Source organism: Aureimonas sp. Leaf454 (assembly GCF_001424685.1).
In the GTDB taxonomy this organism is placed as follows: domain Bacteria; phylum Pseudomonadota; class Alphaproteobacteria; order Rhizobiales; family Rhizobiaceae; genus Plantimonas.
Window position 1 is genome coordinate 63,512 of the sequence record NZ_LMQT01000003.1, and the last position, 25,968, is coordinate 89,479.

The window sequence follows — 25,968 nt, forward strand, 5'->3', positions numbered from 1 at the left end:
AGACCGCCCCGCTCCAGATGAAGCTTACTCGGCATCGTCCTCGGCCGGACCCGTCTCGAGCAGCTGCTCGGCCAGGAAGCCCGCATTCTGGCGGATCGTCGTCTCGATCTCGTTGGCTACGTCGGGATTGTCGCGCAGGAACTGCTTGGCGTTCTCACGACCCTGTCCGAGACGCTGGCTGTTGTAGGAGAACCAGGCGCCGGACTTCTCGACGATGCCGGCCTTGACGCCGAGATCCACGAGCTCACCCGTCTTCGAGACGCCCTCGCCGTACATGATGTCGAACTCGACTTGCTTGAAGGGCGGCGCGAGCTTGTTCTTCACGACCTTGACGCGGGTCTGGTTGCCCGTGACCTCGTCGCGATCCTTGATCGATCCGGTGCGACGGATGTCGAGACGAACCGAGGCATAGAACTTCAGCGCATTGCCGCCGGTCGTCGTCTCGGGCGAACCGTACATGACGCCGATCTTCATGCGGATCTGGTTGATGAAGATCACCGTGCACTTGGAACGGGAAATCGAACCCGTCAGCTTGCGGAGCGCCTGGCTCATCAGGCGGGCCTGCATGCCCGGGAGCGAGTCGCCCATCTCGCCTTCGATCTCAGCGCGCGGCGTCAGGGCCGCGACCGAGTCGATGACGAGAACGTCGATCGCGCCCGACCGCACCAGCGTGTCGACGATTTCGAGGGCCTGCTCGCCCGTGTCGGGCTGCGAGATGAGGAGATTCTCGAGATCGACCCCCAGCTTGCGGGCGTAGACGGGGTCCAGCGCATGCTCCGCGTCGACGAAGGCGCAGATACCACCCTTCTTCTGAGCCTCGGCCACCGTGTGGAGCGCGAGCGTCGTCTTGCCCGAGCTTTCCGGTCCGTAGATCTCGACGATTCGCCCACGCGGCAGGCCGCCGATGCCCAGGGCCATGTCCAGGCCGAGCGACCCGGTCGACACCGTGTCCACTTCGACCTTATCATTTGCGCCCAAACGCATGATCGAACCCTTGCCGAAGGCCCGTTCGATCTGCGAAAGCGCGGCGTCGAGCGCCTTGTTCTTGTCCAACGACGTATCCTCGACCAGCCTGAGCGACTTCTGTGCCATGGGAGCGTCCTTATTCCACGCGCGGTGCAACGGTGCAATTGCGGCTTCGTTGAACAGCATGTACGCGTTTTGTTCCGATCTCACAAGGCCTTCGATCACTCTTTGTTCGCATTTCAGCCGTTCGTTTGAGGATTGCCTTCCATGACGCGTCCCGTCCGAGTTCTTGCCATCGGTGCCGCCCATTTGGATCGGCGCGCCCGCTCCCTCGTCCCGTTCCGACGTGGCGCATCCAACCCCGGCATCGTGACGGAGACCGTCGGCGGATCGATTCTCAACGCCTCGCTGGCGATGCGCCGGTTCGGCGCGACGGTTCGGCTCTGCTCGGCGCGCGGCGGCGACGCGGCCGGCGAACGGGTCGAAGAAGCGCTCGACGCGGCCGGCATCTTCGATCATTCCTTCGTCTGGCTGGATCGCTCCACGGCGACCTATACCGCGATCCTCGACGACCGCGGCGATCTCGTCGCCGGCGTCGCGGACATGGCGATCTACGAGCTTCTTGGCAAGCGCGTGCTGCGACAGCGACAGCTGCGCGCCGCCGCCGAGGATTGCGATGCCGTGATGCTCGACGCCAACCTGTCGCAGGAGACGATCGGCGGATGTCTAGAGCGTTTTCACGGACGTCCGACGGCCGCCATCGCCGTCTCGCCGGCGAAAGCCGGTCACCTTTCGGGTCATCTGAAGCGTTTGTCGGCGGTCTTCCTGTCGCGCGCGGAAGCGGCCGCGCTCGTGGAGATGACGGCGTCGACGGATGTCGTCCGCCTGGCCCGTCTCCTCGGCGAGATGGGCGCCGATCGCGCCGTCATCACGGATGGTCCGCAGGAGGCCGCGATCCTCGAAGCCGGCTCGGTGCGCCTCCAGGCGCCCCCGTCGGTCGCGTCCCTGCGCGATGTCACCGGGGCGGGCGATACGCTGGCCGGCGTCGCCTTCCAAGCCTATGTCGGGGGCATGTCCTTCGATCGGGCGGTTCGCCTCGGCATGGCCGCCGCCAGCCGTCGCATCTCGGCCGAGCCGGAAGGCTCCGGCGGCCTCGTCGAAGCGATCGTCTCGGTGGCGGAGGCCATGACACCTCATCGCGCCGCTCATCTCGTTTGAAGAAAGGACGGACCGATGTCCGCCAGACCCTATCGCCCTTCCGCTCGCGTCGAGGCCGCTCTGGCCGCGGGCCGCCCCGTCGTCGCGCTGGAATCCACCATCATCACGCACGGCATGCCCTATCCCGAGAATGTCGAAACCGCGCGGGCGGTCGAGGCGCTCGTTCGCGAGGAAGGCGCCGAACCCGCCACGATCGCGGTCGTGGACGGGTCTCTCCGCGTCGGACTGGAGGATCGCGAGATCGAGGCGCTCGCCAGGGCCGCCGGCGTGATGAAGCTCTCCCGCGCGGACCTCGCCTTCGCCATGGCGACCGGTCGAACGGGCTCCACGACGGTGGCGGCGACGATGATCGCGGCGGCTTTGGCCGGCATCGGCGTCTTCGCGACGGGGGGCATCGGCGGTGTCCATCGCGGGGCGGGCTCGAGCTTCGACATATCGGCAGATCTCGACGAGCTCGCGTCGACGCCGGTGATCGTCGTGTCCGCAGGCGCCAAGGCGATCCTCGATATCGGAAAGACCTTGGAAGTCCTGGAAACCAAGGGCGTCCCGGTCGTCGGCTACGGCAGTTCGGACTGGCCCGCCTTCTGGTCGCGCATCTCGGGGCTGCCCGCGCCGCTCCGGCTCGACACCGCCGGCGAAATCGCAGCGTTTCAGCACATGCGCCGGCGGATCGGGCTCGGCGGCGGCATGCTCGTCGGCAATCCCGTGCCGGTCGAGGACGAAATCGAGGCCGGAATCGTCGAATTGTGGATCGCCGACGCGCTCGGCGACGCCGATCGCAAGGGCATCGCCGGCAAGGCGGTGACGCCGTTTCTGCTCCAGCGGATCTTCGAGCTGAGCGAGGGCCGATCGCTCGAAACCAACATCGCGCTGGTCCGATCCAACGCGCGGCTCGCCGCGGCCATCGCGCGGGCGCTGGCGGAGGAGACCGCCCGGGACGCGTCCGAGGACGGTGCGGCGCGCTGATCGCCTATTCGTCGAGCATGTCCTTCACCGCGATCGCGAGATCGCGCAACGAGAAGGGCTTGGCGAGAAAGCCGAACTTCTCGCCCTCCGGCAGATTTTTCGCGAAGGCATCCTCGGCATAGCCGGAAACGAAGATGAACTTGAGGTCCGGGCGCTTGGCCCGCATCTCGCGGAGCAGCGTCGGCCCGTCCATCTCCGGCATGACGACGTCGGAGACGACGAGATCGATGCGCCCGCCGATCTCCTCCATGACCTCCAGGGCCTCCACGCCCGACGAGGCTTCGTGGACCTCGTAGCCGCGCATCTTCAAGGCCCGGACGTTGCCGGCGCGCACATGGTCCTCGTCTTCGACGAGGAGGATCGAGGCGGTGCCGGAGAGATCGGCCTTCGCCGCCGCCTGCTCGGCCGAGAGGCTCGGCTCGGCCTTGGCGACGGGGAGTTCGAGCGGAATGTGCCGCGGCAGGAAGATCCGGAACGTCGTGCCCTGCCCGAGCTTGGAATCGACGAAGATGAAACCGCCCGACTGCTTCACGATCCCGTAGACCATGGACAGGCCGAGACCCGTTCCCTTGCCGATCTCCTTGGTCGTGAAGAAGGGCTCGAAGATGCGCTCCGCCACGTCGGCCGGCATGCCGGTGCCCGAATCCATGACCTCGACGAGAACATGGTCGCCCCCTTGCATTTCCGCATAGCCGAAGCGGGCGGCCTCGGCATCGGAGACGTTGCGGGTCGAGATCTGGATCCGCCCCCCGTCCGGCATGGCATCGCGGGCGTTCTGCACGAGATTGGTGATCACCTGCTCGAACTGGCCGATATCGGCCATGACCGGCCAGAGATCGCGCGCATGGTGCCGCTCCAGCTTCACGAGGTCGCCGGAGATGCGCTTCAGGAGAAGGTGCATGTCCGCGATGACATCGGTGAGGTTCAGCATCTTCGGGCGCATGGTCTGGCGCCGAGAATAGGCCAGGAGCTGGCGCACGAGCGAGGCGGCGCGATTGGCGCTTTGCTTGATGAGCAGGAGATCCTGAAACGACGGATCGCCCGACCGGTGGTTGAGCAGCAGGAAGTCGACCGAGGCGGTGATGATCGTCAGGACGTTGTTGAAGTCGTGCGCGATGCCACCGGCGAGATTGCCGACGGCCTGCATCTTCTGGCTCTTGGCGAACTGTTCCTCCAGCGAGCGCTGGTCGGTGATGTCGACGCCGTAGAGGATCGCGGTGTCGCCCGATCCGCTGCCGGCCTCGCCGGTCGCGCTGATGTAGAGACGCGCGCAGCGGACCGGCTCGCCCGCCAGATCCACGTCGACGGCGGGAATGCCGGCTTCCTGCCGACCGGCCGCCAGGAGCGCCTGCCGCAGCGCGTCGCGGCTATCGTCGCGCACGGCCTCGCCGACCGAGAGCAGGCCGCCGGCCGCGGCTTGGCCGAACATGCGCGCGAAGGCCGCGTTGGCGCGCAGGACGCGGCCGTCCTCGCCCAGCGCGGCGATCGCCATGGGCGAGGAGTTGAAGAAGCGCGTGAAGCGGACCTCGGCGGCATCGAGGGCGCCGGCGCCCGTCGCATCGAGATTGCGCTGGAGGACGATGGTGCGCGACAGGCCCGGCGCGCCGTCGGGCAGAAGGCCCGTCTTGCGCAGGAGCCGCACGGGGAGCCGATCGCCGTCCTGGCGCACGAGATCGAGATCGACGACGCTGACGGCATCGGGGTCGGTCGCGCCGGTGCTGGTCGAGAGGAGAGCCGCGTCCCCGCCCGCGGCGAATTCGCTGATCGCCCGCGCATAGGGCCGGAACGAGACGAGATCGACGCCCAGCCAGTCGGCGAGCGTGGCGTTGATATAGGCGATGCGCCCCTCGGCATCCGCTGCGAAGAAGCCGGCGGGCGCATGGTCGAGATAGTCGATCGCGTGCTGCAGGTCCTGGAAGAAGGTTTCCTGATCGTCCCGTTCCGCGGTGACGTCGGCGATCTGCCATGCATGGAGGCCGTTCGGCGAGGTGCCGAGCGGTCGAACGGACACCCGGTACCAGCGCGGGGCCGGGTCGCCGGCATCGGCCAGACTGCGGGGTAGACGGAATTCCTCCTGACCGGAGCGGTTGTCGCGCGCCAGATTGGCCAGGCGGTAAATCGCTTCCGAGGCCTCGCGCTCTCGCGAGAGAAGCCGCTCGATCGTCCGGATCTCTGCCGGATCGCTCGCGCCGACCGTTCGGCCATAGGCGGTGTTGGCGTAGACGATGCGCCCGCGTCGGTCGACGATCAGCGTTCCCACGTCGAGCGTGTCGAGGAAGTCGTTGGCGATGCTGCCCTGGCCCGGCTGCCCGGCGACGGACACCAGGCCGAGCGCCGCGGCGAAGACGACGACGACGCCGACGATCGCCAAGAGGGCAAAGATCGCGAGCAGGAGCTTGCCGCCGTAGGTGTGGCCCAGGAGAGCGGGGAAGGCGGCCAGAAAGAAGACGGCGCCGCACAGGACCAGCAGCCGCCGGACGTTGCGGGCGCCCGTTGTCCGGTCGATCAGCGGCTTGTCCGTCGGGCTTGCGGCCGTTCCGTTCGTCATCGAAGTCAGTCCCGTTCCCAGGCGGCTCACGTCCCGTCCTTTTCTCAACCGGCTTTCCGCCGGCTCGGGACGCGACCGCGCCGGCATTGGCGGCAGTCCCCTCCTGTAGCGAAGGCCGGCCCGGACACAAGTCGTCGAGCGCTTGCTGCGACGGGCACCATGATCCAGGTCAACCTGACGGCACTGGCTTTCGCGGAACTGGACGCCAAAGGTCGCATGACACGCTAAAGTCGAGCCGAAAGCGCTTGTCCCGACTCGACAATTCCGGTCTACCATCGGGAAAATCTAGCAGGAGTCCAGTATGCCCTCTTGGCTTTCTGATTGGGTCGGCACCGACATGGCACCGCTGGCCTATTACGCGCTCGTCGCCGCCATCATCCTGGTGTTGATCTTCGTCGTTCTTTCGATCGCCAAGAAGGTGATGGGCGTCGGCATGGGTTCGAAGGTCAAGAGCCGGGGCCCGCGTCTCGCCGTGATGGATGTCTCGGTCATCGATCCCAAGCGCAAGCTGGTTCTCGTCCGGCGCGACGAAGTGGAGCATCTTCTTCTCATCGGGGGACAGAACGACCTCGTCGTCGAGGCGAGCATCCTGCGCGTCGCGTCCGGTGCCCGTCCAGGCCGCACCGAGCCGACGCTTCAGCCCGAAGCGGATTTTGCGACCGGCGGCGGTCTGCGCACGCAGGCGCCGCGCGGCGCAGCCACGCCGGGTCCGGTCGCTCGCAGCCCCAGCCCGCTGACGCGCCCCGTCCCCCGCCCGACGGCTCCGGCTCCGGCTCCGGCTCCCGTCGCCGAAAGGACGATGAGCCCCGTGGTCGAACCCGCCGTGGACGCAGCGCCAGTCGTCGACGCACCCGTGGTCGCGCCGCCGACGTCGCCGCGCACCGCTTTGTCCGCAACCGGTCGGATCGAACCTGGACTTTCGTCACCCCGGGGCGGGCGCAGCGATGCTCCGGCCGTCGAACTCTCGACGGACGATCTCACACGCCCGGAAGGCCCGGCGCAGCCAGAACCCTCGAACGATGGAGACCTGCGTCCGGCGCCGGCCGCCGCACCGCTGGTCGCCCCCACCCCGGCGGCAATGCCGGTGGTGGCGCCGGTGGTGGCGCCGGTGATCGCAGCCGCGCCCGCAGCGGCCGCGCCGATCGTCCAGCCTCCGAAGCCCGCCGAGGCGCCTCTTCCACGTCCGACTCCGGCGGCCGTCCGCATGCCCGTCGAGCGGTCGATCTCGCCTCTTCCAGGCGGCCGCGAGATCACCTCTTCGATCGACGCGCCTTCGGCAACGGCGGCAGCGCCGTCCGTCGATCCGGCATCTGGTCCCCTTCAGCCGCTGTCGGCCTCCCTATTGGTGACGCCCGTGTCGACGGATACGCCGCGTCCGACGATCTCCCTGCCGGCGCAGTTCCAGCGACCGATTCCACGTGACAGCGACCTGCGCGACGCCGTCCGCGTGACGGCGACGATGCCGACGATGGAAACCCCGGCGCTGGCGCCGGCATCGACGGCCCCGTCCGTTTCGACGCCGAACCCGGTTCCGGCGGGGCCGCAACGGCCACCCTCCTCGTTGGCGCCGACCACGATCCAGCCGCGTTCGATGGCGACGCCGACCTTGCCCGTGAAACCCGCTCCGCTCGGGTCCGGCCCGGAGATCACGGCAAGATCCTCCGATCCCGCCGGAGCAGACGAAACGACCGCCGCACGCCGCGGTGTCGAACCGCCGAACGAGAACATGTCGTCCGCGGAGCCGTCGCCCGAAGCCGTGCTCGCCCGGCTCCTCGGAACTGCCGACGCCGCAAATGCGCCGATTGTCGAGGACAAGACGACGGTGGCCGAGCCGCGGCTTTCCAGCAGCCGCATCGACCCGGTCTCCGCAGCGCCCTCCCGGGCGCCGCAGGATGTTCCGACCATCGATCCCGGCGATCGGCGCCCCCTGTCCGTGCGCAGTTTCGCATCGGTCATCCAGGGTCGGCAGTCTTCCGGCGATCAACCGGCGGCGGCAGTCACTCCGACGCCGCCTCGCGTCGAGCCCGCCATCGGGGTGCCCGCCATGGGAGTTCCCGCCGTCCCGCCGGTCTCCTCCGAGCCGCCCGTGATATCCAGGCCCGCATCGGGTGGCCAGTTGGTGAAGCCCGTCACCGCCACCGCGCATCCCCTGCCCTCGGTCCAGCCCGCGACCTCGTGGGAGGACGAAGAGGAAGAGGATCTCGGCGATTTCCTGTCGGCGCAACTCGACGATGAGTTGGGCGGGGACATCTGGAATTCCAAGGAAGCGCCGGTTGCAGGCGCGGCCGCGGCGTCGAAGACGACGAGCGCTCCTGTGGTCCGACCGCCGGAAGCGTCTGCGCAGCCTGCTCCGCCGCCCCCATCTTCGCCGGTCGAACCGATCCCGGTGGCCGCGCCCGTCGCAGCAAAGGCCGATCCGCTTCTCAGCGCCCCCCCGCCGCGCCGGCAATTGACGCTGGAGGAAGAGATGGAACGGCTTCTCGGAGACTTCGACATCGAGACGGCGGATCGCAGGGTCCGCTAGCGGAGCGATCCGCGGCGTTCTCGGGGAGCGACCGTCGTTCACGCGCGACGGTCGAGGCCTCGGCCGGTCTCGCCGGGCGGGGCTCCGCTCGCGGAAGGGCATCAGAAGACCGGCGGAAAGCGCCTCTCGCTTGTCGCCGAACGCGAAGCCAATCGTTCGCCGGGATGGCCGAGACACCGCGCTCGCATCATCGGCAAGGCCGATGACGGAACTTCAGGGCAAAGACGGTCGCCCGACAGGTTCGGATGGACGCGGAACGGATCTCATCGTCGGGGACATTCATACGTCCGATCGATGGACGGGGCGCGGTGTCGACCGCTCCCTCGGCACCGCGGCGGACCGGCCGGGTCGACCCGGCGGCTCGTCATTCGTCCCGGTAGACCTTCTCGCGACGCTCATGGCGCTCCTGCGCCTCCAGCGACATTGTCGCGATCGGCCGAGCATCGAGCCGCTTCAGGCTGATCGGCTCGCCCGTTTCCTCGCAATAACCATACGTGCCGTCGTCGATGCGCTCGAGAGCCGCGTCGATCTTGGAGATCAGCTTGCGCTGGCGGTCGCGGGCGCGAAGTTCGATGGCACGGTCGGTCTCGGAGGAGGCCCGGTCGGCGAGGTCGGCGAGATTGGAATTGTCGTTGGCGAGCGCGTCGAGAGTTTCGCGCGACTCCCGGAGAATTTCGGATTTCCAGGCGAGCAGCTTCTTGCGGAAGTATTCCCGCTGACGCTCGTTCATGAAGGCGCCATCTTCGGAAAGGCTCGATGTGATGGGCAGAGTTTCGCTCATATCGCTTCCTCGGATGCCGTCTCGGCGGTGCTTATAGCGACGAGACCACTGCCGAACAAGCACCATTCACGCAAGGCGCATTTCACCGAAAGCTTCGGATAAGCCAAGGTTTTTACGAAACTTTCATCTGACGCGCGTTGGTCCGACTTCTCTCTGCTCAAGATCGGTGCAGGCCGCTGATCCATTCGGCGCATTGCCCGTTTCCTCGAAACGTCCTACTCGATCTTCATGTCCTCGAGCGCTCCCGGTCGCCTCCTCCTCCTACGTCACGCCCATTCCTCCTGGGCGCTGCCCGGACAACGGGATCACGAGCGGCCTCTCGACGATCGGGGCCGCCGAGAGGCGCTGTCGATCGGCTCGATCTTCCGCGACACCGGGCTGGAGATCGACGGCATCGTCACGTCGAGCGCGGTGCGCGCGCAGGAAACGCTCGCCGCCTTCAAGGACGCTCTCGGCCTCGACGCTCCCACGATGATCTCCGACGATCTCTACGCGCTCGGTCCGGAAGCCTATCTGGCGGCGGCGCGCCGGAGCGGCGCCCGGTCGCTTCTCCTGGTGGGGCACAATCCGATGGCCGAGGACGTCGTGTCGGCTTTGGCGCCCGACGGGGATGCGAAGGCCCTCGCCGTTCTGAAGGCGGGGTTTCCGACGGCGGGACTGGCGGTGATCGAATTCGACGGCCCGCTCGCCGGGATCGGTCCGGCATCGGGTCGTCTTGCCGCTTTCCACGTTCCCGGGCCGGGCTGACGCCGGCGCGGCGGCTCGACCGGTTCGGGTGAAACTCGCCGCGCGCCGACCGCCCCCGTCTTTCCAACGCGGTGCGCCGCTCCCATATGCCGCGGGCCCGACAACCGGATCCGTTCCCGCCTCATGACCAGCCTCACCGACGAAGCGCGGATCGCCTTCGACAATCTCGCCGATCGCACGGGTTCGATCTTTCGGCCGACGCTGAGGCTCGGCGTCGCCGGGCTTTCGCGCGCGGGGAAGACGGTCTTCATCACCTCGCTCGTCCACAATCTCCTCCACGCGGGCCGTCTCCCTCTCTTCGAGGCGCAGTCCGGCGGCCGCATCGCCCGAACCTTCTTGGAAGAGCAGCCGGACGCGGGCGTCCCGCGCTTTCAGTACGAGGACCACATCCGCACGCTCGTCGAGGATCGGCTCTGGCCGCAGTCGACGCGCGCGATCTCCGAATTGCGGCTGACGATCGAGTACGAATCGGCGTCGGGCTGGAACCGCATGTTCTCGGCCGGCCGGCTGACGCTGGACATCGTCGACTACCCTGGGGAGTGGCTCCTCGACCTGCCTCTCCTCGACAAGGACTACGCGACCTTCTCGGCGGAATCGATCGAACGCGCCCGCCTGCCGTCGAGAGCGGCGATGGCGGGCCCGTATCTCGAACGCCTCGCCGCGGCCGATCTCGACGCGCCCGCGGACGAGCCGACCGCGCAGGGTCTTGCCCGCGCCTTCGCCGACTATCTCCAGGCCTGCCGTGCCGATCGCACCGCACTCTCGACCCTGCCGCCGGGACGTTTCCTCATGCCGGGGGACCTCGAGGGCTCGCCCGCCCTCACCTTCGCCCCGCTCCCGGTCGAGCCTGGACGCGCCTATCCGAAGACCTCTCTCGCAGGCCTCATGGCCCGCCGCTACGAGGGCTACAAGTCGGTCGTCGTGAAGCCCTTCTTCCGCGAGCATTTCGCGCGCCTCGACCGGCAGATCCTCCTCGTCGACGTCATGCAGGCGATCAATGCCGGTCCCGAAGCGCTGGCCGACCTCGAAACGGCACTGGTCGACATTCTCGCCTGCTTCCGGCCGGGCCGCGCGACCTGGCTCGGGGCGGTCCTCGGCCGGCGCATCGACCGCATCCTCTTCGCGGCGACCAAGGCCGATCATCTCCATCGCGAGAGCCATGTCCGGCTGGAGGCGATCGTGAAACGGCTCGTGGACGACGCGGTCAAGCGCGCGCGCTTTTCAGGGGCAGAGACCGAGACGCTCGCGATGGCGGCGATCCGCGCGACGCGCGAGGCGACCGTCGAGGACGGCGGCGACCGTCTTCCGGTGATCGTCGGCACGCCGATCGCGGGCGAGACCATCGCCGACGAGCGATTCGACGGCCAGCGCGAGACGGCGATCTTTCCCGGCGATCTCCCGAGCGATCCGTCCCGCCTCTTCAAGCCGGGCACCGTCCCCGGCCCGATCACCTTCGTTCGCTTCCGCCCCCCGAAGCTGGAGCGTTCGGCGGAAGGCCTGACCCTGTCGCTTCCCCATATCCGGCTCGACCGTGCGCTTCAGTTTCTCATCGGCGATCGTCTGGCCTGACATCGTCTCCCCGCCTTCGAAGGTCATCCCATGAGCGACACGCCCGAGCGACCGCCCCGCCGACCGACGGCCTTCCGGATCGACGCGCCGCAGCCCCCGCCGGTTCGGGACCCGCTGGCGGAGGCGGTCCGCGTGCCGCGGGCGGTTCCCGACCTGTCCGTGCTTTCGATCGAGCCCGACGATGCCATCGAACGCGACGACGTGGTCTCCGCCCTCGAAGCCGAAGCGGCCGCCCCGCGCCGACGCGGCTTCTCCTTCGGCAAGCTCTTCCTCGGAGCGCTCGCGGCGCTTGCCTCGGTCGCCGTCGGCCTCGCCCTCGACAGCCTGATCCGCGACCTCTTCGCTCGGGAGGATTGGCTCGGCTGGGCCGGGCTCGGGCTCGTCGCGCTCCTCGCGATCGGCGCCGCCGGCATCGTCGGCCGCGAGATGATCGGACTCATGCGCCTTGCCGCCGTCGACCGCGAACGCCGGGCGGCCCGCAGGGCCTACGATCTCGATTCCGAAAGCGAGGCCAAGCTCGTCGTCGCCGGACTGAAGACCCTGGTCGCGGGCAAGCCGGAGACCGCGGAAGGCCGGGCCCGCCTCGATGCCCTCGCGGACGACGTTATCGACGGACGCGACCGGATCGCACTGGCGGAGCGAGAGCTCCTGATCCCGCTCGACGCCAAGGCACGCGCGTTGATCCTCGAATCCGCCAAGCGCGTCTCGGTCGTGACCGCCGTCAGCCCCAAGGCCATCGTCGACATCAGCTACGTGCTCTTCGAGACGGTCCGGCTGATCCGCCGCATGTCGGAGCTTTACGGCGCGCGTCCCGGCACGATCGGACTGATCCGCCTGACCCGCGATGTCGTGGCGCATCTGGCCGTCACGGGCTCGATCGCGATCGGCGACAACATCGTCGGACAGGTCGTCGGCCACGGCTTGGCCGCGCGGCTGTCGGCCCGGCTCGGCGAGGGTGTCGTCAACGGACTTCTCACGGCCCGCGTCGGTCTGGCCGCGATGGACCTCTGCCGACCCCTGCCCTTCCTGCGGGTGAGACGGCCCCGCATCGGAGATTTCGTTGGCGATCTCATGCGCTTGGCTCAGGACGAGAAGGGCTCGGCCCAGCGCTCCGGCTGACGTCACGTCGGCGAGAGGACGGTCTCCGGGAAGAAAGCGTTAACCCTTCCGGGCGATAAAGGCTGGACCAAAACGCCTGTTCGCCCCTCGCCCGGAAGGTCCGCTCCCATGTCCGTCAGATCCGTCGCCGGCCTTCTCGTCGCCGGCTGCGCCCTCATGGCCGCGGGCCCATCCGCCGCGGGCAACGAGAAGCCCTTCTTCGATCGCGTCGTCGGCAACTGGACCGGGCCGGGCGAGATCGTCGCGGGCAAGTACAAGGGCACGAAATTCGTCTGCACCTTCGCCGGCGAGACGGCGGGCAAGTCGGCCGGCATGGCGCTCGACGGATCCTGCCGCGTCGGCCTGTTCTCGCAGAAGATGCGGGCGGAAGTCCGACGCAAGGGCGACAGCTTCGCCGGATCCTTCCTCGACGGCGCCGCCGGCAAGGGCCTCGACATCGTGTCCGGCACGATCGAGCGCGATGCCATGGTCGTCGGCCTCAACCGCAAACAGCTGAAGGGCGCCATGGTCGCCCGCCTCGCCGACAAGGACAGCCTCAACATCACCGTTTCGGTCCGCGTCGCCGAAAAGCTCGTGCCCGTCATCGGCATGAGCCTGAAGCGCGGCGAAGACACCGTGACGCAGACATCGCTCGGCACCGGCTTCAGCCTCGACGACTGATTCCGGCGCAACCGGTCTCGTTTCGATCAAAGCGAGGCGGGTGCGACGCCGTCGCCCGGCGCATCGCGCCACCAGGACCCGTCTTCGCTCGCCGGTTCTATGCCGGCGCGGTCGAGGCCGGCCAGCCGCTCGGCGACCGGCAGGCCGCCCACCTGGAAGTCCGGCGCCACCTCCGCCAGCGGCACCAGGACGAAGGCGCGCTCGCCGATCCGGGGATGGGGCAGCGTCAGACGCTCGTCCGAAATCGATGCCCCCGCGTGATCGAGCACGTCGAGATCGATGGTGCGCGGGCCCCAGCGCTCCCGCCGCTCCCGTTTCAAACTCCGTTCGGTCTCGAGGCAGAGATCGAGAAGCGCATGGGCGGACAGCGACGTCTCGACCGCCGCGCAGGCATTGAAGAAGAACGGCTGGTCGGTGACACCCCAGGGCGGCGTGCGAAAGAGCCGCGAGACGGCGACGACGTCGGTGTCCGGACGTGCGTCGATCGCCAGAAGCGCCAGACGCATGTTCGCGCGGGGATCACCCACATTGCCGCCGAGCCCGATCAGGGCGCGGAACCTCACCAGACCTCTCCGGCCATGGCGGCGGACATCGCGTCGACGATGGCGAGCGCGTCGCGATTGGCCGGGACGTTGTGCACCCGGAAGATATCGGCGCCCCGCTCGCGCAACAGAACACTCGTCGCCGCCGTCGCGACGTCGCGCTCTGGATCGTCCCGGCCGAGAGAGCCGAGCACGAAACGCTTGCGCGACGTCCCGACGAGAATCGGATGATCGAGCGCGAGCAGTTCGTCGAACCGCGCCATCAAGCGCATGTTCTGCGGACCGTCCTTGGCGAAACCGAAGCCGGGGTCGAGGATGATCCGGTTCCGCTCGACGCCCGCGATCGTCGCGATCTCCAACGAGCGTCGCAGGAACAGGAACTGGTCCTCGATGACGTCGGGCAGCGGCTGCCGCTCGCGACCCGTGTGCATGAGGCAAAGCCCCGAACCGGTCTCCGCGGCGACCTTCGCGATCTCGTGATCCTTCTGAGCGCCGAAGACGTCGTTGACGATATGGACGCCGGCTTCCACCGCCAGGCGTGCCGTCTCGGATCGGTAGGTGTCGATGGAAAGAACGAGGCCCGGATGGCGGCACAAAGCCTCGATCACCGGCAGCACCCGGCGCTGTTCCTCGATCGCATCGACGGGCGTCGCTCCCGGCCGCGTCGATTCGCCTCCGATGTCGATGATGTCCGCGCCCTCGTCCACCATCCGAAGCGCCGCCGCGACGGCTCGATCGACGGTCGCGTGTCGCCCGCCGTCGGAGAAGCTGTCCGGCGTGACGTTCAGGATGCCCATCAGCGTCGAGCGGCGCCCGAGCGTCAGTCGTTGCCCATGTCCGATCTCGACGTTTCGGGCGCGGGGGAAAAGGGGTTTCATGCCAGCGTGCCTCGTTCGCCGATTGCCACGGTCGCATAACCGTGATTCCAAGCGGTGATTGCTTCCGTCAATGATTCCAGTAGCGTCGTTGCGACGACCCCGTCCACAGGATCCCCAAAGATGATGCGCTGGCTCTTTCCGCTTCTGGCCGGAGCGCTGCTCGGCTCGGTCGCCTCGGCCGCAGAGGTGAAGGAGCGCACGACCTACTTCACCATTCGCGGCACGACGCTGGACGATCTCGACCGGGACCTCAACCGCAAGGGCCCCTTAATGACAGGAACGGGCATTCGCCATCCCGGTTCGACCCAGGTCAAGTTCGACGGTCGCGTCACCTATCGCGAGACGCCCGATGGAACCTGCCGCGTCGAGCGGACCAATCTCGGCGTGCATCTCGTCAAGACCCTGCCGAAGTGGTCGACGCCGAAGAAAGCCACGCCGCAGACCCGAATCGTCTGGAAGACGCTATCGGACGACATCGCCCGTCACGAGGACGACCACGCCCGAATCGCCAAGCTCTGGCTGAAGAAGATGGAGAGCGCGCTCCGCAATCTCGGCACCGAGCGCAGCTGCGACAGGATGGAGGCGCGGGTGGACTCCGTCACCGCCACCTTCCTCGCCAACCACGAACGCGCCCAGCGCGAGTTCGACATGATCGAGGGCCGCGAGATGAACATGCGGCTGCGTCGGCTGCTGAAGGAAAACATCCGAAAGGCGGAGGCCGAGTAGAGGGCGCTTCAGGCCTGGCGTTCGGGGACGTGCAGCACCAGCCCGTCGAGCGCCGGGCCGAGCTTGATCTGGCAGGACAGGCGCGACGTCGGCTTCATCTCGAAGGCGAAGTCGAGCATGTCCTCCTCCATCGCCTCGGGCGGGCCGACCTTCTCGACCCAGGCTTCGTCCACGTAGACATGGCACGTGGCGCAGGCGCAGGCTCCGCCGCATTCGGCATCGATACCCGGCACGGAGTTCTTGACGGCCGTCTCCATGGCCGTCGCGCCAGGCGCCGCCGAAAGCGCATAGCGGGCGCCGTCATGGGTCACGAAGGTGATCTCGGTCATGTCATGCCTTCAACGAACGGGTGTCGGACGACCGGCGGGCACGGTCTGGAACCGTTCGATAGAAGGAGCTGCGGAAAATTGTCAATCGAGGTCTGAGGTCCCGCGACGGTCGCTGGGTGGCGATGGCTCAGCCGCGCAGGAGATCGGCGACGAAAAGAGCCGTCGTCCTCATCTCGGTCTCGAACCCGCGGAGCGCCTCGATCGATGCGGGATGGCTTTCCAGAGCCTCCGCGGCCCGGGCCAGCCGAAAGGCTCCCACATTGAGGCAGGCGCCCTTCAGGGCGTGCGCGACCCGGTGACGCTCGTCGAGTTCCGCACCGTCGAGGCGGCCGGAAACGGCGTTCAGCTGACGCCCCAGGAGACCGAGGACCTCGCGCTCCAAGGCGGCATCGCCCATCGTCTGATGCGATAGGTGAACCAGATCGACCGGACGCTCGCGCGATGCGACGGCCGGAATGTCGGGAGCGAAGATCGGCTCGATCCTGAGGCTGGAAGAACGGGGCATGTTCGCCTTTCGCTTTCGATCCGCCCCTGTCGAACGGGAGGAACGGTTCCTGCGCCGAACCATCCGAGCCGGCTGACGTCGACGCTGCACCCTTTCCCGTATCGGCCGAGTTAAGAACCGCCGGTCGTCGCCTTTGAGAATGAACCAATCCACAATCCGCGTTTTCCCTTAGATTGTCGGCATAATCGAAGGGTGGACTTAGGACTCCGTCGGCCAAAAGATGGGACGGAACCCTCCGAGCGTTAACCTTATGTTTAAACTTGTAAGGATCGACCGGATTCACGGTTTATTTCGGGACCTCCCCTCCATACGATAGAGAGTGAGGAAGTCCCTTTTCGCACCGACCGCTCTCGCGGTCTACGGAGGGATTGGCGTCCGCGTTCCGGCTTGGCCGGTTGGGCGTTCATGAACGGTGCAGCGTAACGAGTTGTGAGGCGCGACGGTACCATGGCGAACAACAAACCATCCGACCCGTTGACCGACGAGGCGCTGAGCGAGCTGGAGGCGGCGCTCAACGCGGACTTCGACATGGGCGATCTGGACCCGCCGTCGTCGGACATTCGATCGATCGGTCCGGAGGATCGGTCCGTCGCCATCGGCGGTGCCGGCCCGGAGGCGATCGCCGATCCGGCTGCCGCCGCGCTTCTCGAGAGCGATGTCGGCGCTGCGGGAACGGCCGAGGGACGGATCGAGACGGAGACGTTGACGGCCGATCGAATCGACATCGATTTCGCGCTCGACCAGTTCGAACGCACGGTTCTGGAAGCGACCGACGCGTTCCGGACCGATGCGGAGGAACCAGGCGCCGGTCCCACGGCGGATGCGGACGAAGCCGAGATGCAGTCGGCTCTGGATTTTGCGTTGCAGGAGCGTCTGCACGAGGATCTGATCCGGGAGCCTGAAATCCTAACGGTCGAGATCGAAGAGTCCACGCCTTTCGTTCTCAGCGCGACGGGCACGGACGGCAGTGCGGCCACCATCGTTCCGGCCAGCGCGTCGCGGAATTCGGGCGTCGCCTCGTTGGCCGCCACGGCCACGGCCGGGATCGCGGTCGCCGCCGCCAGCGCCGCGGCGACGGGGCCCTCCGCCCCATCCGGCGAGGCGACGGCGACGGGCGCCCGTCCCGCCACGCCCCCGGTGCCGCCGCTCCGTCTCGAGCCAGCGTCGGACCATCAGGCTCCGCCACGCCGCGAGACGCTCCGCCGCGATCCCGACGCACGCGACGGCACGCCTTCCCCGGCGGCGCCGGGTGGCCGCACGCCGGCCAATGACGAGGAGCGTCGCTTCTCCGTCATGGCCCAGGGCATTCTCAGCCGAAAGGCATCCCGCGCGCCGATCTACATCGCGGCCGCCGTCTCCGCCCTCTGGGTGCTCGCCACGCTCTATATCGGCTATGCCGCCTATGGCGCGCAGCTCTTCGTTCTCCCGGCAACGGGTGCCGATCTCGGAGCCTCCCGCGGCTTCCTCGTCGTCGCCGCCGCCGCCCTGGTGCCGGTGCTTCTGATCTTCGCCTTCGCGGTCATGGTGCGTCGAAGCCAGGAACTGAAGCTGATGAGCCGCTCGATGGCGGAGGTCGCCCTTCGCCTGGCTGAGCCGGAAACCCTGGCGACCGAACGCGTGATGAGCGTCGGACAGGCGATCCGCCGCGAAGTCTCCGCTTTGGGCGAAGGCGTCGAGCGCGCGCTGGCCCGCACGTCCGAGCTGGAATCGCTCGTGCAGTCCGAGGTCACGTCTCTGGAGCGGTCCTATGCGGACAACGAGGTGCGCATCCGCGCCCTCGTCCAGGATCTCGGCAACGAACGCGAGTCGATGCTGACCCATGCCGAGAAGCTGCGCTCGTCCGTCGTCGGTTCGCACCAGCGTCTCGTCGGCGATGTCGACGGCGCAGCGACCGAGATCCTGCAGAGGATCGAGGAAGCCTCCGCGAAGTTCGACCAGATGCTGCGTGAACGCGGCGACGAACTCGCTCAGGGTTACGCCCGGCGCAGCGAGGATCTGATCGCGCTCTTCGACACGCACACCCGGATGGCCGATCAGCGCATCAGCCAGACCGGCGACAGCTTCGTTCAAAGGCTCGGCGACACCGCGGATGCCGCGACGACGAAGCTGACCGAGGCCGGAGAGACCGTGACGCGTCTTCTCGAAGACCGTTCCAACGCCATCCGGGAAGGCTCGGACGATCTTCTCGCCCGCCTGTCGGCGATGAGCGACGACATCGACCGCCGCGTCCAGATGTCGGGTGAGAGCATGGTCACCCTGCTCGCCACCCGCCGCGATCAGCTCGAAAACGACGGCCAGCGCTTCATCGCGTCCTTGGACGACCGAGTCGAACGCACGTCGCTTCTTCTGTCGGAGAAGAACGATCAGGTGATCGGCGGTTTCGACGACCGTCTGAAGATGCTGGAGACGACGATCGTCGAGCGAGGCGGCGCTTTGCTCGCCGCCGTCGAGAACCAGACGAAGACCCTCGTCGGCTCGGGCGACCGGATCGCCGAGGATCTTCAACAGCGCTCCGCCTCCTTCGTCGAGACGCTCGCCAACAGCAGCCGCGACATCGGCGATGCCGTCGCGCGCGGCGAACGCTCGATCTCGGAGCAGGCTTCGCAGGCTCTGGCTCTGACGGATCGCACTCTCGCCGGCCATTCCGGCGAGATGCGCACCCTCCTCGACGACCGGCTGGACAATCTGCGCAAGAGCCTCGACGAGACGACCGGCGGCTTCGAGCGCATCATCGGCGAGCGGATCACCGGCATCGAGGCCGCCCTCAGCGGCCGGGCCGAAGATCTCGAAGCCACGCTCGCCTTCGCCCAGCACAGCCTCGTCAACGGCCTGGAGGAGCGCGGCACGGCCATCACCTCCACCATCGAGGACAATGTCGAGCGGCTTCAGCGGCTGCTCTCGGAGGTCGAGAATCGCATCGCCATCGGTGTCGACCAGCGTGGACAAAGCCTCGTCGGCACGATCGAGACGCGGTCCGAGCGCCTTCTGTCGGACCTGTCCGACCGCGCCGGGCTTCTGGAAACCGGCCTTGCCGACCGCCTGGCGGCAGCCGACGAGCTTCTGCGCCGGACGCAGACGGACGTCGTCGAGGCGCTCGACGAGCGCAACGACGCCTTGCGCAACCTTCTCGGCGAGCGGACGGACGTGCTTCGCCGCCTCGGCCATGAATCCCAGGGCGATCTCGCTGCCGTGCTCGACGAGCGCGTCGGCGTGATCACCACGGCCTTTGCGACCGTCACCGATCGCGTCACCAGCGAACTGGCCGAGCGAATCGGCGGGCTGACGGACGCCGTCGAGGGAACGCGCGTGTCCCTGATCCAGGATCTGGACCAGGGCTCGGCGACGCTGCGCGAGGGGCTCGACGCCAGGACCGCGAACCTGCGCGCCCTCGTCGAATCCGCGCAGTCGCAGCTTCTGGGCGGACTGGACCAGCGCATGGAGACGATCCGCGACATCGTCGCCGGCACGGATTCCCCGCTGCTCGGCCAACTCGATGAACGCACGATCCAGCTCGTCGCCGAACTCGACCGCGGCCGCGGCCTGATCGCCGAGACGCTGTCCGGACGTACGGAAGAGATCGCCGATCTCCTGACCGGCGTCGACGAGCGGCTGTCCGTGGTGCTGGACGATCGCCGCGAGGGCCTCATCCGGATCCTCGACGAGGTCGCGCAGACCGCCGCCGCAACGCTCGGCGACCGCGCGGACGATGTGCGCCGTTCGATCGAGCAAAGCGTGGGAGACGTCAGCCGCGCGATCGAAAATCGCCGCGACGAACTCGTCACGACGCTGGACGCCGGCGGCGCGAGCCTCACGAGCGCGCTCGACCAGCGGACCGAAGCGATTTCGGCCGCGCTGGAGCGCGGGCTCGGCAATGTCGAGCGCACGCTCTCCAACCGCGCGACCCTCGTCGCCGACACGCTGCGCACCGCCATCACCTCGGCGACCGCAGCCATGACGCTCGAAGCGGAAAACGCGCGGGTGGCGCTCGAAGCCGAGGCCCGCAAGATCGGCACCGGCGTGTCCGGCCTGGAGCAGATGTTCCTGTCCTCCGGTGAGGAGGTTCGCCTCCGCCTGTCGTCGGAAGCCGACCGTCTGGCCGAGAGCCTGTCCGGCGTGGCGGACCAGCTGGCCGCCCGTGTCGACCGGGTGCGCGAGGACATCGCCGGCGAAAGCGGGCGCATGGTCGAGACGATCGGTGGCGTCGCGGGCAGCATCGGCAGTGCGGCCGACGATTCGCGCCGCGCCTTCACCGCCGAGGCGGAAGCTCTGGCGGCCCGCATCGCCGACGTCGCCGCCTCGCTCCGCAGCGGTGCAGACGAGGCGCGCGAGCAGCTGTCCGGCGACGGCACCAATTTCGTCGCCGCGATCTCGGCCGCAGCGCACGCGATCCGCACCGAGGCGGAAACAGCCCACGGTCGCCTGACCGCGGTGGTCGGCGATCTCGGCGGCGGTTTCGAAGGCCTGACCGAACAGCTGCGCCGCGACGCGCAGACGGCACGCCAGGAGATTTCGGAGCAGGCCAATGCGCTCGCCGCCGAATTCTCGCAGGCCCACGTGAGGCTGAGCGAGGCAGGCGATCTGTCCCGCGAGCGGTTCCGCGAAGGCGCCTCGGGCATGTCAGCCGAGGTTCTGACCGTTGTCGAACTGCTGCGCGAGCGCACCGAAGGCATCCGCGACGAGGTCGCGCAGGAAACGCAGTCGCTGGTCGGCGCCCTGTCGAGCGTCGGCGATCGCCTGCGGGAAGCCGGCGACGTGTCCCGTGCCCGTCTTCGCGAGGAGGCCGGCGCCGTTGCCGCCGAAGTCGCGGTCGCGGCGGAAGCCATCTCGGAGCGCGCCGCCGCGGCGCGCATCGAAATCGGCTCGCAGGTGGAAACGCTCGCCAGCCAGCTCGACGGAGCGACGCGTCATCTCGTCGATCTCGGCGACAGCTCGCGCGAGCGGTTCCGCGAGACGGCGGCCGTCATCTCGAGCGAAGTCCTGGAAGCGATCTCCGGTCTCGGCACGAAGACCGAGAACGTTGCCGCCGAAATCGCCCGACAGGCGGACGTCCTGTCGGCGGAATTGCAAGGGTTGGATGGACGTCTTCGCGAAACGACGCTGCAGTCGCGCGATCAGCTTCGCCTGGAAGCCCAGGCCATCGCGGCGGATGTCGAGGCCGCGGCGGGGACGATCGGCGAACGCGCCGAGGATGCGCGCCGCCGCATCGGGACCGAGGCGGAGCGCCTTGCCCTTCACATCGCGGACGCATCGACCCTGCTCACCGCATCCGGCGAACGGTCGCGGGATGCGATCCGCGAGGATGCCGGCCTCATCACGGCCGAGATCGCGCGCGCCATCGAGTCAATCGGTGAACGGGGCAGCCTGGTGCGCACGGATATCGGCATCGAGGCCGGACGCATCGGCGAAAGCATCGAAGGCATTTCGAGCCTCATCGCGAGCGCCGGCGACCGGTCGCGCGACCAGCTGCGCGAGAATGCCACCCTGCTCCTCACCGAGATTGGCCGCGCGGTCGAGACCTTGAGCGACAAGAGCAGCGCGGCCCGGGACGAACTGGGCCAGGAGGCGGGCCGTCTGGCCGAGCGGATCGAGGAGGCGTCGAACCTTCTTCTCAGCTCGGGCGAGCGCTCCCGCGAGCAGGTCCGCGAGGATGCGGTCCTGTTGTCGAGCGAGATCGGGCGTGCCGTCGAGGCCATCGCCGAGCGCACGATCGCGGCCCGGGAGGAGATCGGCACGCAAGCCGTGCAGCTCACCTCGCAGATCGAGGAGGCGTCCGGTCTCATCCGGTCCTCCGGCGAGCACTCCCGCGATCAGGTCCGCGAAGGCGCGGAACGCCTGTCGACCGAGATCGCCCGTGCCGTCGACGTCATCGGCGAACGCACGATCGCGGCGCGCGACGAGTTCGGCACGCAGGCCGGCCGTCTCGCCACGCGCATTGAGGAAGCCTCCGGTCTTCTCCGGGCCTCCGGGGAGCGCTCGCGTGAGCAGGTCCGTCAGGAAGCCGCCCTCTTCTCGGCCGAGATCGCTCGGGCGGTGGAGAGCATCGGCGAGCGGACCGGCTCGGCACGCGACGACATCGGCAACGAAGCCGAGCGCATCGCCGCCCGGGTCGAGGAGGCTTCCCTGGCGCTCCTCACCTCCGGCGAGCGGTCTCGCGACCAGATCCAGGAAAACGCCGCGATCCTATCGGCCGAGATCGGCCGAGCGGTCGATGCGATCGGGGAACATGCGGGCATGGCGCGCGAGCAGCTCGGATCGGAAGCCGCACGGCTTGCGGACGGGATCGTGGAGGCATCCCGCCTCCTCGGCGAGATCGGCGAGCGGACCCGCAACGACCTGCGCGAGAACATGGACGGCATCGTCTCGGAGGTCGCGACGGCCGCCGACTCGCTCGGCGAACGCACGAGCTTCGTGCGCGGCCAGCTTGGCGACGAGGCCGAAAGCCTCGCGGCCAAGATCGCAGAGGCGTCCGGACTTCTCATCGAGGCCGGCCATCGGTCCCGCGAACGGGTCCGCGAGGACGCGGCGCGGCTTGCCGACAGCGTCGCGCTCGCCTCGGCGACCCTGCGCGAGCGTACGGATGAAGCACGGACGGCTTTGGCCGACAGCACGGACGCCTTCGCCTCCCGGATCGGCAGCGCATCCTATGCCATGCGCTCGGAGACGGAACGGGCGGCAGGCTCGCTCGACGAGCGGGCGGCCCGCTTCACGGCGGAGCTGGCGCGTCTCCACGAGGAGCTCGGATCGGCGCTCGGTCATTCGTCCGAGACCATTCGCGGCAATCTCGACACGGTGACGATGGCGATCCGCGAGGAGCTCGGCGGCGTATCCTCCCTCTTCAGCAACGAAGTGGGCAGCGTCGCGGCGCGCATCCGCGACGACATCGCCAACGCGTCCAACGTTCTGCAGCACGATGCGGACATCGCCCGGGAGGCGATCCTCGACCAGACGTCGAAGGTCGCCGCGCAACTCGCCGGTGCCACCGATGCGATCCGGATCGAGACCGATCGGGCGCGGGAACAGCTCGTCGGGAGCGCCAGCGCCTTCGGCGAGGAGATGGCCAGCCGCGTCGGTGCGAGCGAACGCGAGATCACTGCGCGCACGCAGTCGCTCTCCAGCGATCTCGACGAGCGCACGCGCGCGCTCGGCGACATGCTGTCGGGACGTGGCCTGGAACTGTCGCGGATCATCGAGGACGAGGCCAAGCCGGTTCTCCAGACGATCGGCGAGAACAGCGTCGCTCTCGTCCAGCGCATCGGGAATGCGTCCCGCGAGGCCGCCGAGCGGCTTCGCACCGAGAATGCCGCGATGATCGCGTCGCTGGGGCGGCGGACCGAGGAGACCGTGCAGTCGCTGGTGTCGTCGTCCGAAGAGATCCTGTCGAGCTTCGACGAACGGACGACCGGAACGGTCGCAGCCGTCGCGGAGATGCGCGAGCAGCTGTCGCGTGATGTCGGCGGTCTGATCCAGCGCCTGTCGCAGACCAATGGCAGCCTGCGCACGCTCGTCGAGGAAGCCTCCACCAACTTCGTCTCGATCGACGCGGCCCTCCAGGACTCCAGCAGCCGCTTCACCGAGGGCGCAGAGCGGGCCGCGGACCGGATCACGCAATCGACGCGCCTCATCGAAGGCAATGTCGGTCGCCTGGATCAGGTCTCCACCGATACCTTCTCGCGCATCTCGACCATCGCGGATCGCTTCGGCGACCACGGTGAGACCTTGACGGAGGCAGTCAAGCTGATCGACGCCGCCGAGGGCCATCTCAATACGACGCTCGACGAGCGGCGGAGCAGCTTGGAAGAGCTCTCGTCCGGGCTCGTCAAGCGCTCCGAGGAGATCGGCGAGCTCATGCGGTCCTTCGAGGAGGTCGTCGACGGCCTGTTCGAGCGCACCGAGCAGCGCTCGCGGCTCCTGTCCTCCCGTTTGTCCACCGAGGTCGGTGGCTCGCTGGAGGACGCCGGCAAGCGGATCGAGGATGCCGAGGCGCGGTCCCGCACCCTGGCGGCCGACATCCGCGACGCCGTGCAGACGGCAGTCGAGGACGCGACGCGACGCTTCGAAGGCGCGACGGAGGAGATGCGCAAGACCGCTTCTTCCATCCGCGAGGACCTGTCCTCGACCCGTGAGGAAATCCGTCGCGGTGTCCTCGAGCTGCCGGAAGAGGCTCGCGACTCGACGGAGGCCATGCGCCGTGCCGTGTCCGATCAGATCCGGGCGCTGCGCGATCTCAGCGAGATCGTGAACCAGTCCGGTCGTGCCTTCGACGTCGGCGCGCGCCGCAGCCAGGCACCCGAAACCCCGGCCCTTCGGCCGGAGTCCCGCTCCTCCGGTTCCGCGCCGGCCCGGTCCGATGCGCCGTCCGCATCGGCCGTCTCGGAGCGGATCATCAGCCGGGATTCCGTCCCGCCCCAGAGGATGACGGCCTCCTTCGGCAATGAGGGCAATCTGGCGCGCGATCTCCGGGGAACGCTGGACGTCGAGCGTGCGGCGCCCGCGCCGGCGCCGGCGCCGAGGCAACAGGCTCCGGCTCCGGTTCCCACGCAGACGCCGGCTCAGACACCGGCGCCGAGCTTCCTGTCGGCGCCGGCCCAGCCTGCCGCGACGCCGGTCCTGCAGCCCGCCGCCCCGGCCGAGCCGGAACAGCAGGCCCGCGGTGGCGGTTGGGTGTCCGATCTCCTGCGACGGGCATCGCGCGAGGAAGAGGAGGATGACGACGTCTCGCCGGAATCCGCCGCCCCCGCCGCTTCGTCGGCACAGGAGGAGCCGAAGGCAGGACGTTCGCCGGAGCACGTCGTGGAGAGCCTGAACTCGCTATCGGTCGATATCGCCCGCGCGATCGACCACAACGCCTCGGTGGACCTCTGGGACCGCTATCGTCGCGGCGAGCGCAACGTGTTCACGCGCCGGCTCTACACGATGAAGGGCCAGCAGACCTTCGACGAGATCCGCCGCAAGTATCAGCGCGACGGTGAGTTCCGGTCGGCGGTGGACCGCTATATCGCGGACTTCGAGACGCTGCTCGCCGACGTGGCGCGCCGCGACCCCGAGAACAACCTGACGCGGACCTATCTCAGCTCCGACACGGGCAAGGTCTACACGATGCTCGCGCATGCATCGGGCCGTTTCGACGCCTGATCATCGGCGCTGTACGGCAAGACGGAAAAGAAGGGGCGGTCCGAAAGGGCCGCCCCTTCTCGTTTCCGCAGAGGGCGTCGCGTCGCCAGCGCTCATACGATCGACGAAGCCTCGACCGGCACGCCGTCGCTTGCCGCGGAATCCGCCGTCCACCCGGCGCTTGCATCAAGGAGATCCGGCAGACATTCTCTCCGTCATCCTCCGGAGCTTGCCATGCCGCGTATCGCTCACCTCGTCGCCTTGACCCTTCTCTGCATCCCGCACACGGTCTTTGCCGCAGAGGCGGAGGACGTCGAGGCGATCGAGTCCTGCATGACGGAGGCGGCCGACTCACCGCCGAGGAGCTGTATCGGTAAGATCTCGAGCGTGTGTCAGGAGGAGCCGGACGGCGCGACGACCAGCGGAATGGATGCCTGCATCTCGCGCGAGGCCGACGCCTGGGACAGCATCCTGAACGAGCGCTACAAGGCGGAAATGGCATCCGCCAAAGCCATCGACGCGGAGCGCAAGGGCGACGGCGATGACAACGCCTCGGCCGCGGCGGATCTGCAGACGGCGCAGCGCGCCTGGATCGCCTATCGCGATGCCGAATGCGATCGGCGGTTCGAGGCCTTCAAGGACGGCACGATCCGCACGACCATCGCCCTGTCCTGTACCCTCGATCTCACGGCGGTCCGAGCGATCGACCTCGCACCGTCCGATCCTTGAAACGCGAAACGGCGGACCGGCTTCGAGCCGATCCGCCGTTTCGCTTCGGT

The 25,968-nt window shown here is 68.2% G+C and carries 17 protein-coding genes; 10 read left to right on the top strand and 7 right to left on the bottom strand.

Going from position 1 to position 25,968, the window contains the following annotated elements:
• Positions 1-24: 24 nt before the first annotated feature.
• Entirely contained in the window at positions 25-1,092 is a 1,068-nt protein-coding gene (recA, locus tag ASG43_RS06045; protein ID WP_056501766.1) for a recombinase RecA, read from the bottom strand.
• 141 nt (positions 1,093-1,233) lie between these two features.
• Between recA and ASG43_RS06050 the strand changes: the two genes are divergently transcribed.
• Positions 1,234-2,184 carry a carbohydrate kinase family protein gene (locus ASG43_RS06050; protein WP_056501767.1) on the top strand — a complete coding sequence of 317 codons (951 nt, stop codon included), beginning with the start codon at positions 1,234-1,236 and terminating at the stop codon, positions 2,182-2,184.
• A gap of 15 nt (positions 2,185-2,199) precedes the next feature.
• Entirely contained in the window at positions 2,200-3,150 is a 951-nt protein-coding gene (locus ASG43_RS06055) for a pseudouridine-5'-phosphate glycosidase (protein WP_056501771.1), read from the top strand.
• Positions 3,151-3,154: 4 nt separating this feature from the next.
• Here ASG43_RS06055 and ASG43_RS06060 read toward each other — a convergent pair whose 3' ends face one another.
• Positions 3,155-5,728 (bottom strand): PAS domain-containing sensor histidine kinase, encoded by a 2,574-nt coding sequence (locus ASG43_RS06060; RefSeq protein WP_244487999.1) that lies wholly within the window; start codon positions 5,726-5,728, stop codon positions 3,155-3,157.
• A gap of 271 nt (positions 5,729-5,999) precedes the next feature.
• Between ASG43_RS06060 and ASG43_RS06065 the strand changes: the two genes are divergently transcribed.
• Entirely contained in the window at positions 6,000-8,222 is a 2,223-nt protein-coding gene (locus ASG43_RS06065) for a flagellar biosynthetic protein FliO (protein WP_056501775.1), read from the top strand.
• 364 nt (positions 8,223-8,586) lie between these two features.
• On the opposite strand, the gene dksA is transcribed toward ASG43_RS06065, so the two are convergent.
• The gene (gene dksA / locus ASG43_RS06070) at positions 8,587-9,003 is read right to left on the bottom strand and encodes an RNA polymerase-binding protein DksA (protein WP_056501779.1); all 417 of its coding nucleotides are present in this window, start codon (positions 9,001-9,003) and stop codon (positions 8,587-8,589) included.
• Between the two features lie 228 nt (positions 9,004-9,231).
• Between dksA and ASG43_RS06075 the strand changes: the two genes are divergently transcribed.
• The 4 genes from ASG43_RS06075 to ASG43_RS06090 all read left to right on the top strand — a co-directional run bounded on the left by ASG43_RS06075 (position 9,232) and on the right by ASG43_RS06090 (position 13,098).
• The gene (locus ASG43_RS06075; protein WP_056501782.1) at positions 9,232-9,750 is read left to right on the top strand and encodes a histidine phosphatase family protein; all 519 of its coding nucleotides are present in this window, start codon (positions 9,232-9,234) and stop codon (positions 9,748-9,750) included.
• A gap of 123 nt (positions 9,751-9,873) precedes the next feature.
• Positions 9,874-11,319 (top strand): YcjX family protein, encoded by a 1,446-nt coding sequence (locus ASG43_RS06080; RefSeq protein ID WP_056501784.1) that lies wholly within the window; start codon positions 9,874-9,876, stop codon positions 11,317-11,319.
• Between the two features lie 30 nt (positions 11,320-11,349).
• Positions 11,350-12,438 (top strand): TIGR01620 family protein, encoded by a 1,089-nt coding sequence (locus tag ASG43_RS06085; protein ID WP_056501787.1) that lies wholly within the window; start codon positions 11,350-11,352, stop codon positions 12,436-12,438.
• A gap of 156 nt (positions 12,439-12,594) precedes the next feature.
• A complete protein-coding gene (locus tag ASG43_RS06090; RefSeq protein ID WP_244488004.1) occupies positions 12,595-13,098 on the top strand; it encodes a hypothetical protein in 504 nt (167 codons plus the stop codon).
• 26 nt (positions 13,099-13,124) lie between these two features.
• On the opposite strand, the gene folK is transcribed toward ASG43_RS06090, so the two are convergent.
• Together folK and folP are read right to left on the bottom strand one after the other, a co-directional pair.
• The gene (gene folK, locus ASG43_RS06095; RefSeq protein ID WP_156386508.1) at positions 13,125-13,661 is read right to left on the bottom strand and encodes a 2-amino-4-hydroxy-6-hydroxymethyldihydropteridine diphosphokinase; all 537 of its coding nucleotides are present in this window, start codon (positions 13,659-13,661) and stop codon (positions 13,125-13,127) included.
• Positions 13,658-14,518: a dihydropteroate synthase gene (gene folP, locus ASG43_RS06100; RefSeq protein ID WP_056501793.1), complete on the bottom strand. Its 861-nt coding sequence runs from the start codon at positions 14,516-14,518 to the stop codon at positions 13,658-13,660. The genes folK and folP overlap by 4 nt, the downstream gene beginning before the upstream one ends.
• A gap of 120 nt (positions 14,519-14,638) precedes the next feature.
• Here folP and ASG43_RS06105 point away from each other — a divergent pair, with 120 nt between their 5' ends.
• Complete coding sequence (locus ASG43_RS06105) at positions 14,639-15,244, top strand: DUF922 domain-containing protein (RefSeq protein ID WP_056501796.1); 606 nt, start codon at positions 14,639-14,641, stop codon at positions 15,242-15,244.
• An 8-nt stretch (positions 15,245-15,252) separates the two neighbouring features.
• Here ASG43_RS06105 and ASG43_RS06110 read toward each other — a convergent pair whose 3' ends face one another.
• Together ASG43_RS06110 and ASG43_RS06115 are read right to left on the bottom strand one after the other, a co-directional pair.
• On the bottom strand, positions 15,253-15,573 hold the full coding sequence (locus ASG43_RS06110) for a 2Fe-2S iron-sulfur cluster-binding protein (protein WP_056501800.1): 321 nt from the start codon (positions 15,571-15,573) through the stop codon (positions 15,253-15,255).
• Between the two features lie 127 nt (positions 15,574-15,700).
• On the bottom strand, positions 15,701-16,078 hold the full coding sequence (locus ASG43_RS06115) for an Hpt domain-containing protein (protein ID WP_056501802.1): 378 nt from the start codon (positions 16,076-16,078) through the stop codon (positions 15,701-15,703).
• Between the two features lie 447 nt (positions 16,079-16,525).
• On the opposite strand from ASG43_RS06115, the gene ASG43_RS06120 reads away from it, so the two are divergent.
• Entirely contained in the window at positions 16,526-25,210 is an 8,685-nt protein-coding gene (locus ASG43_RS06120; protein ID WP_156386510.1) for a hypothetical protein, read from the top strand.
• Positions 25,211-25,423: 213 nt separating this feature from the next.
• The gene (locus ASG43_RS06125) at positions 25,424-25,918 is read left to right on the top strand and encodes a lysozyme inhibitor LprI family protein (RefSeq protein WP_056501809.1); all 495 of its coding nucleotides are present in this window, start codon (positions 25,424-25,426) and stop codon (positions 25,916-25,918) included.
• Positions 25,919-25,968 lie beyond the last annotated feature (50 nt).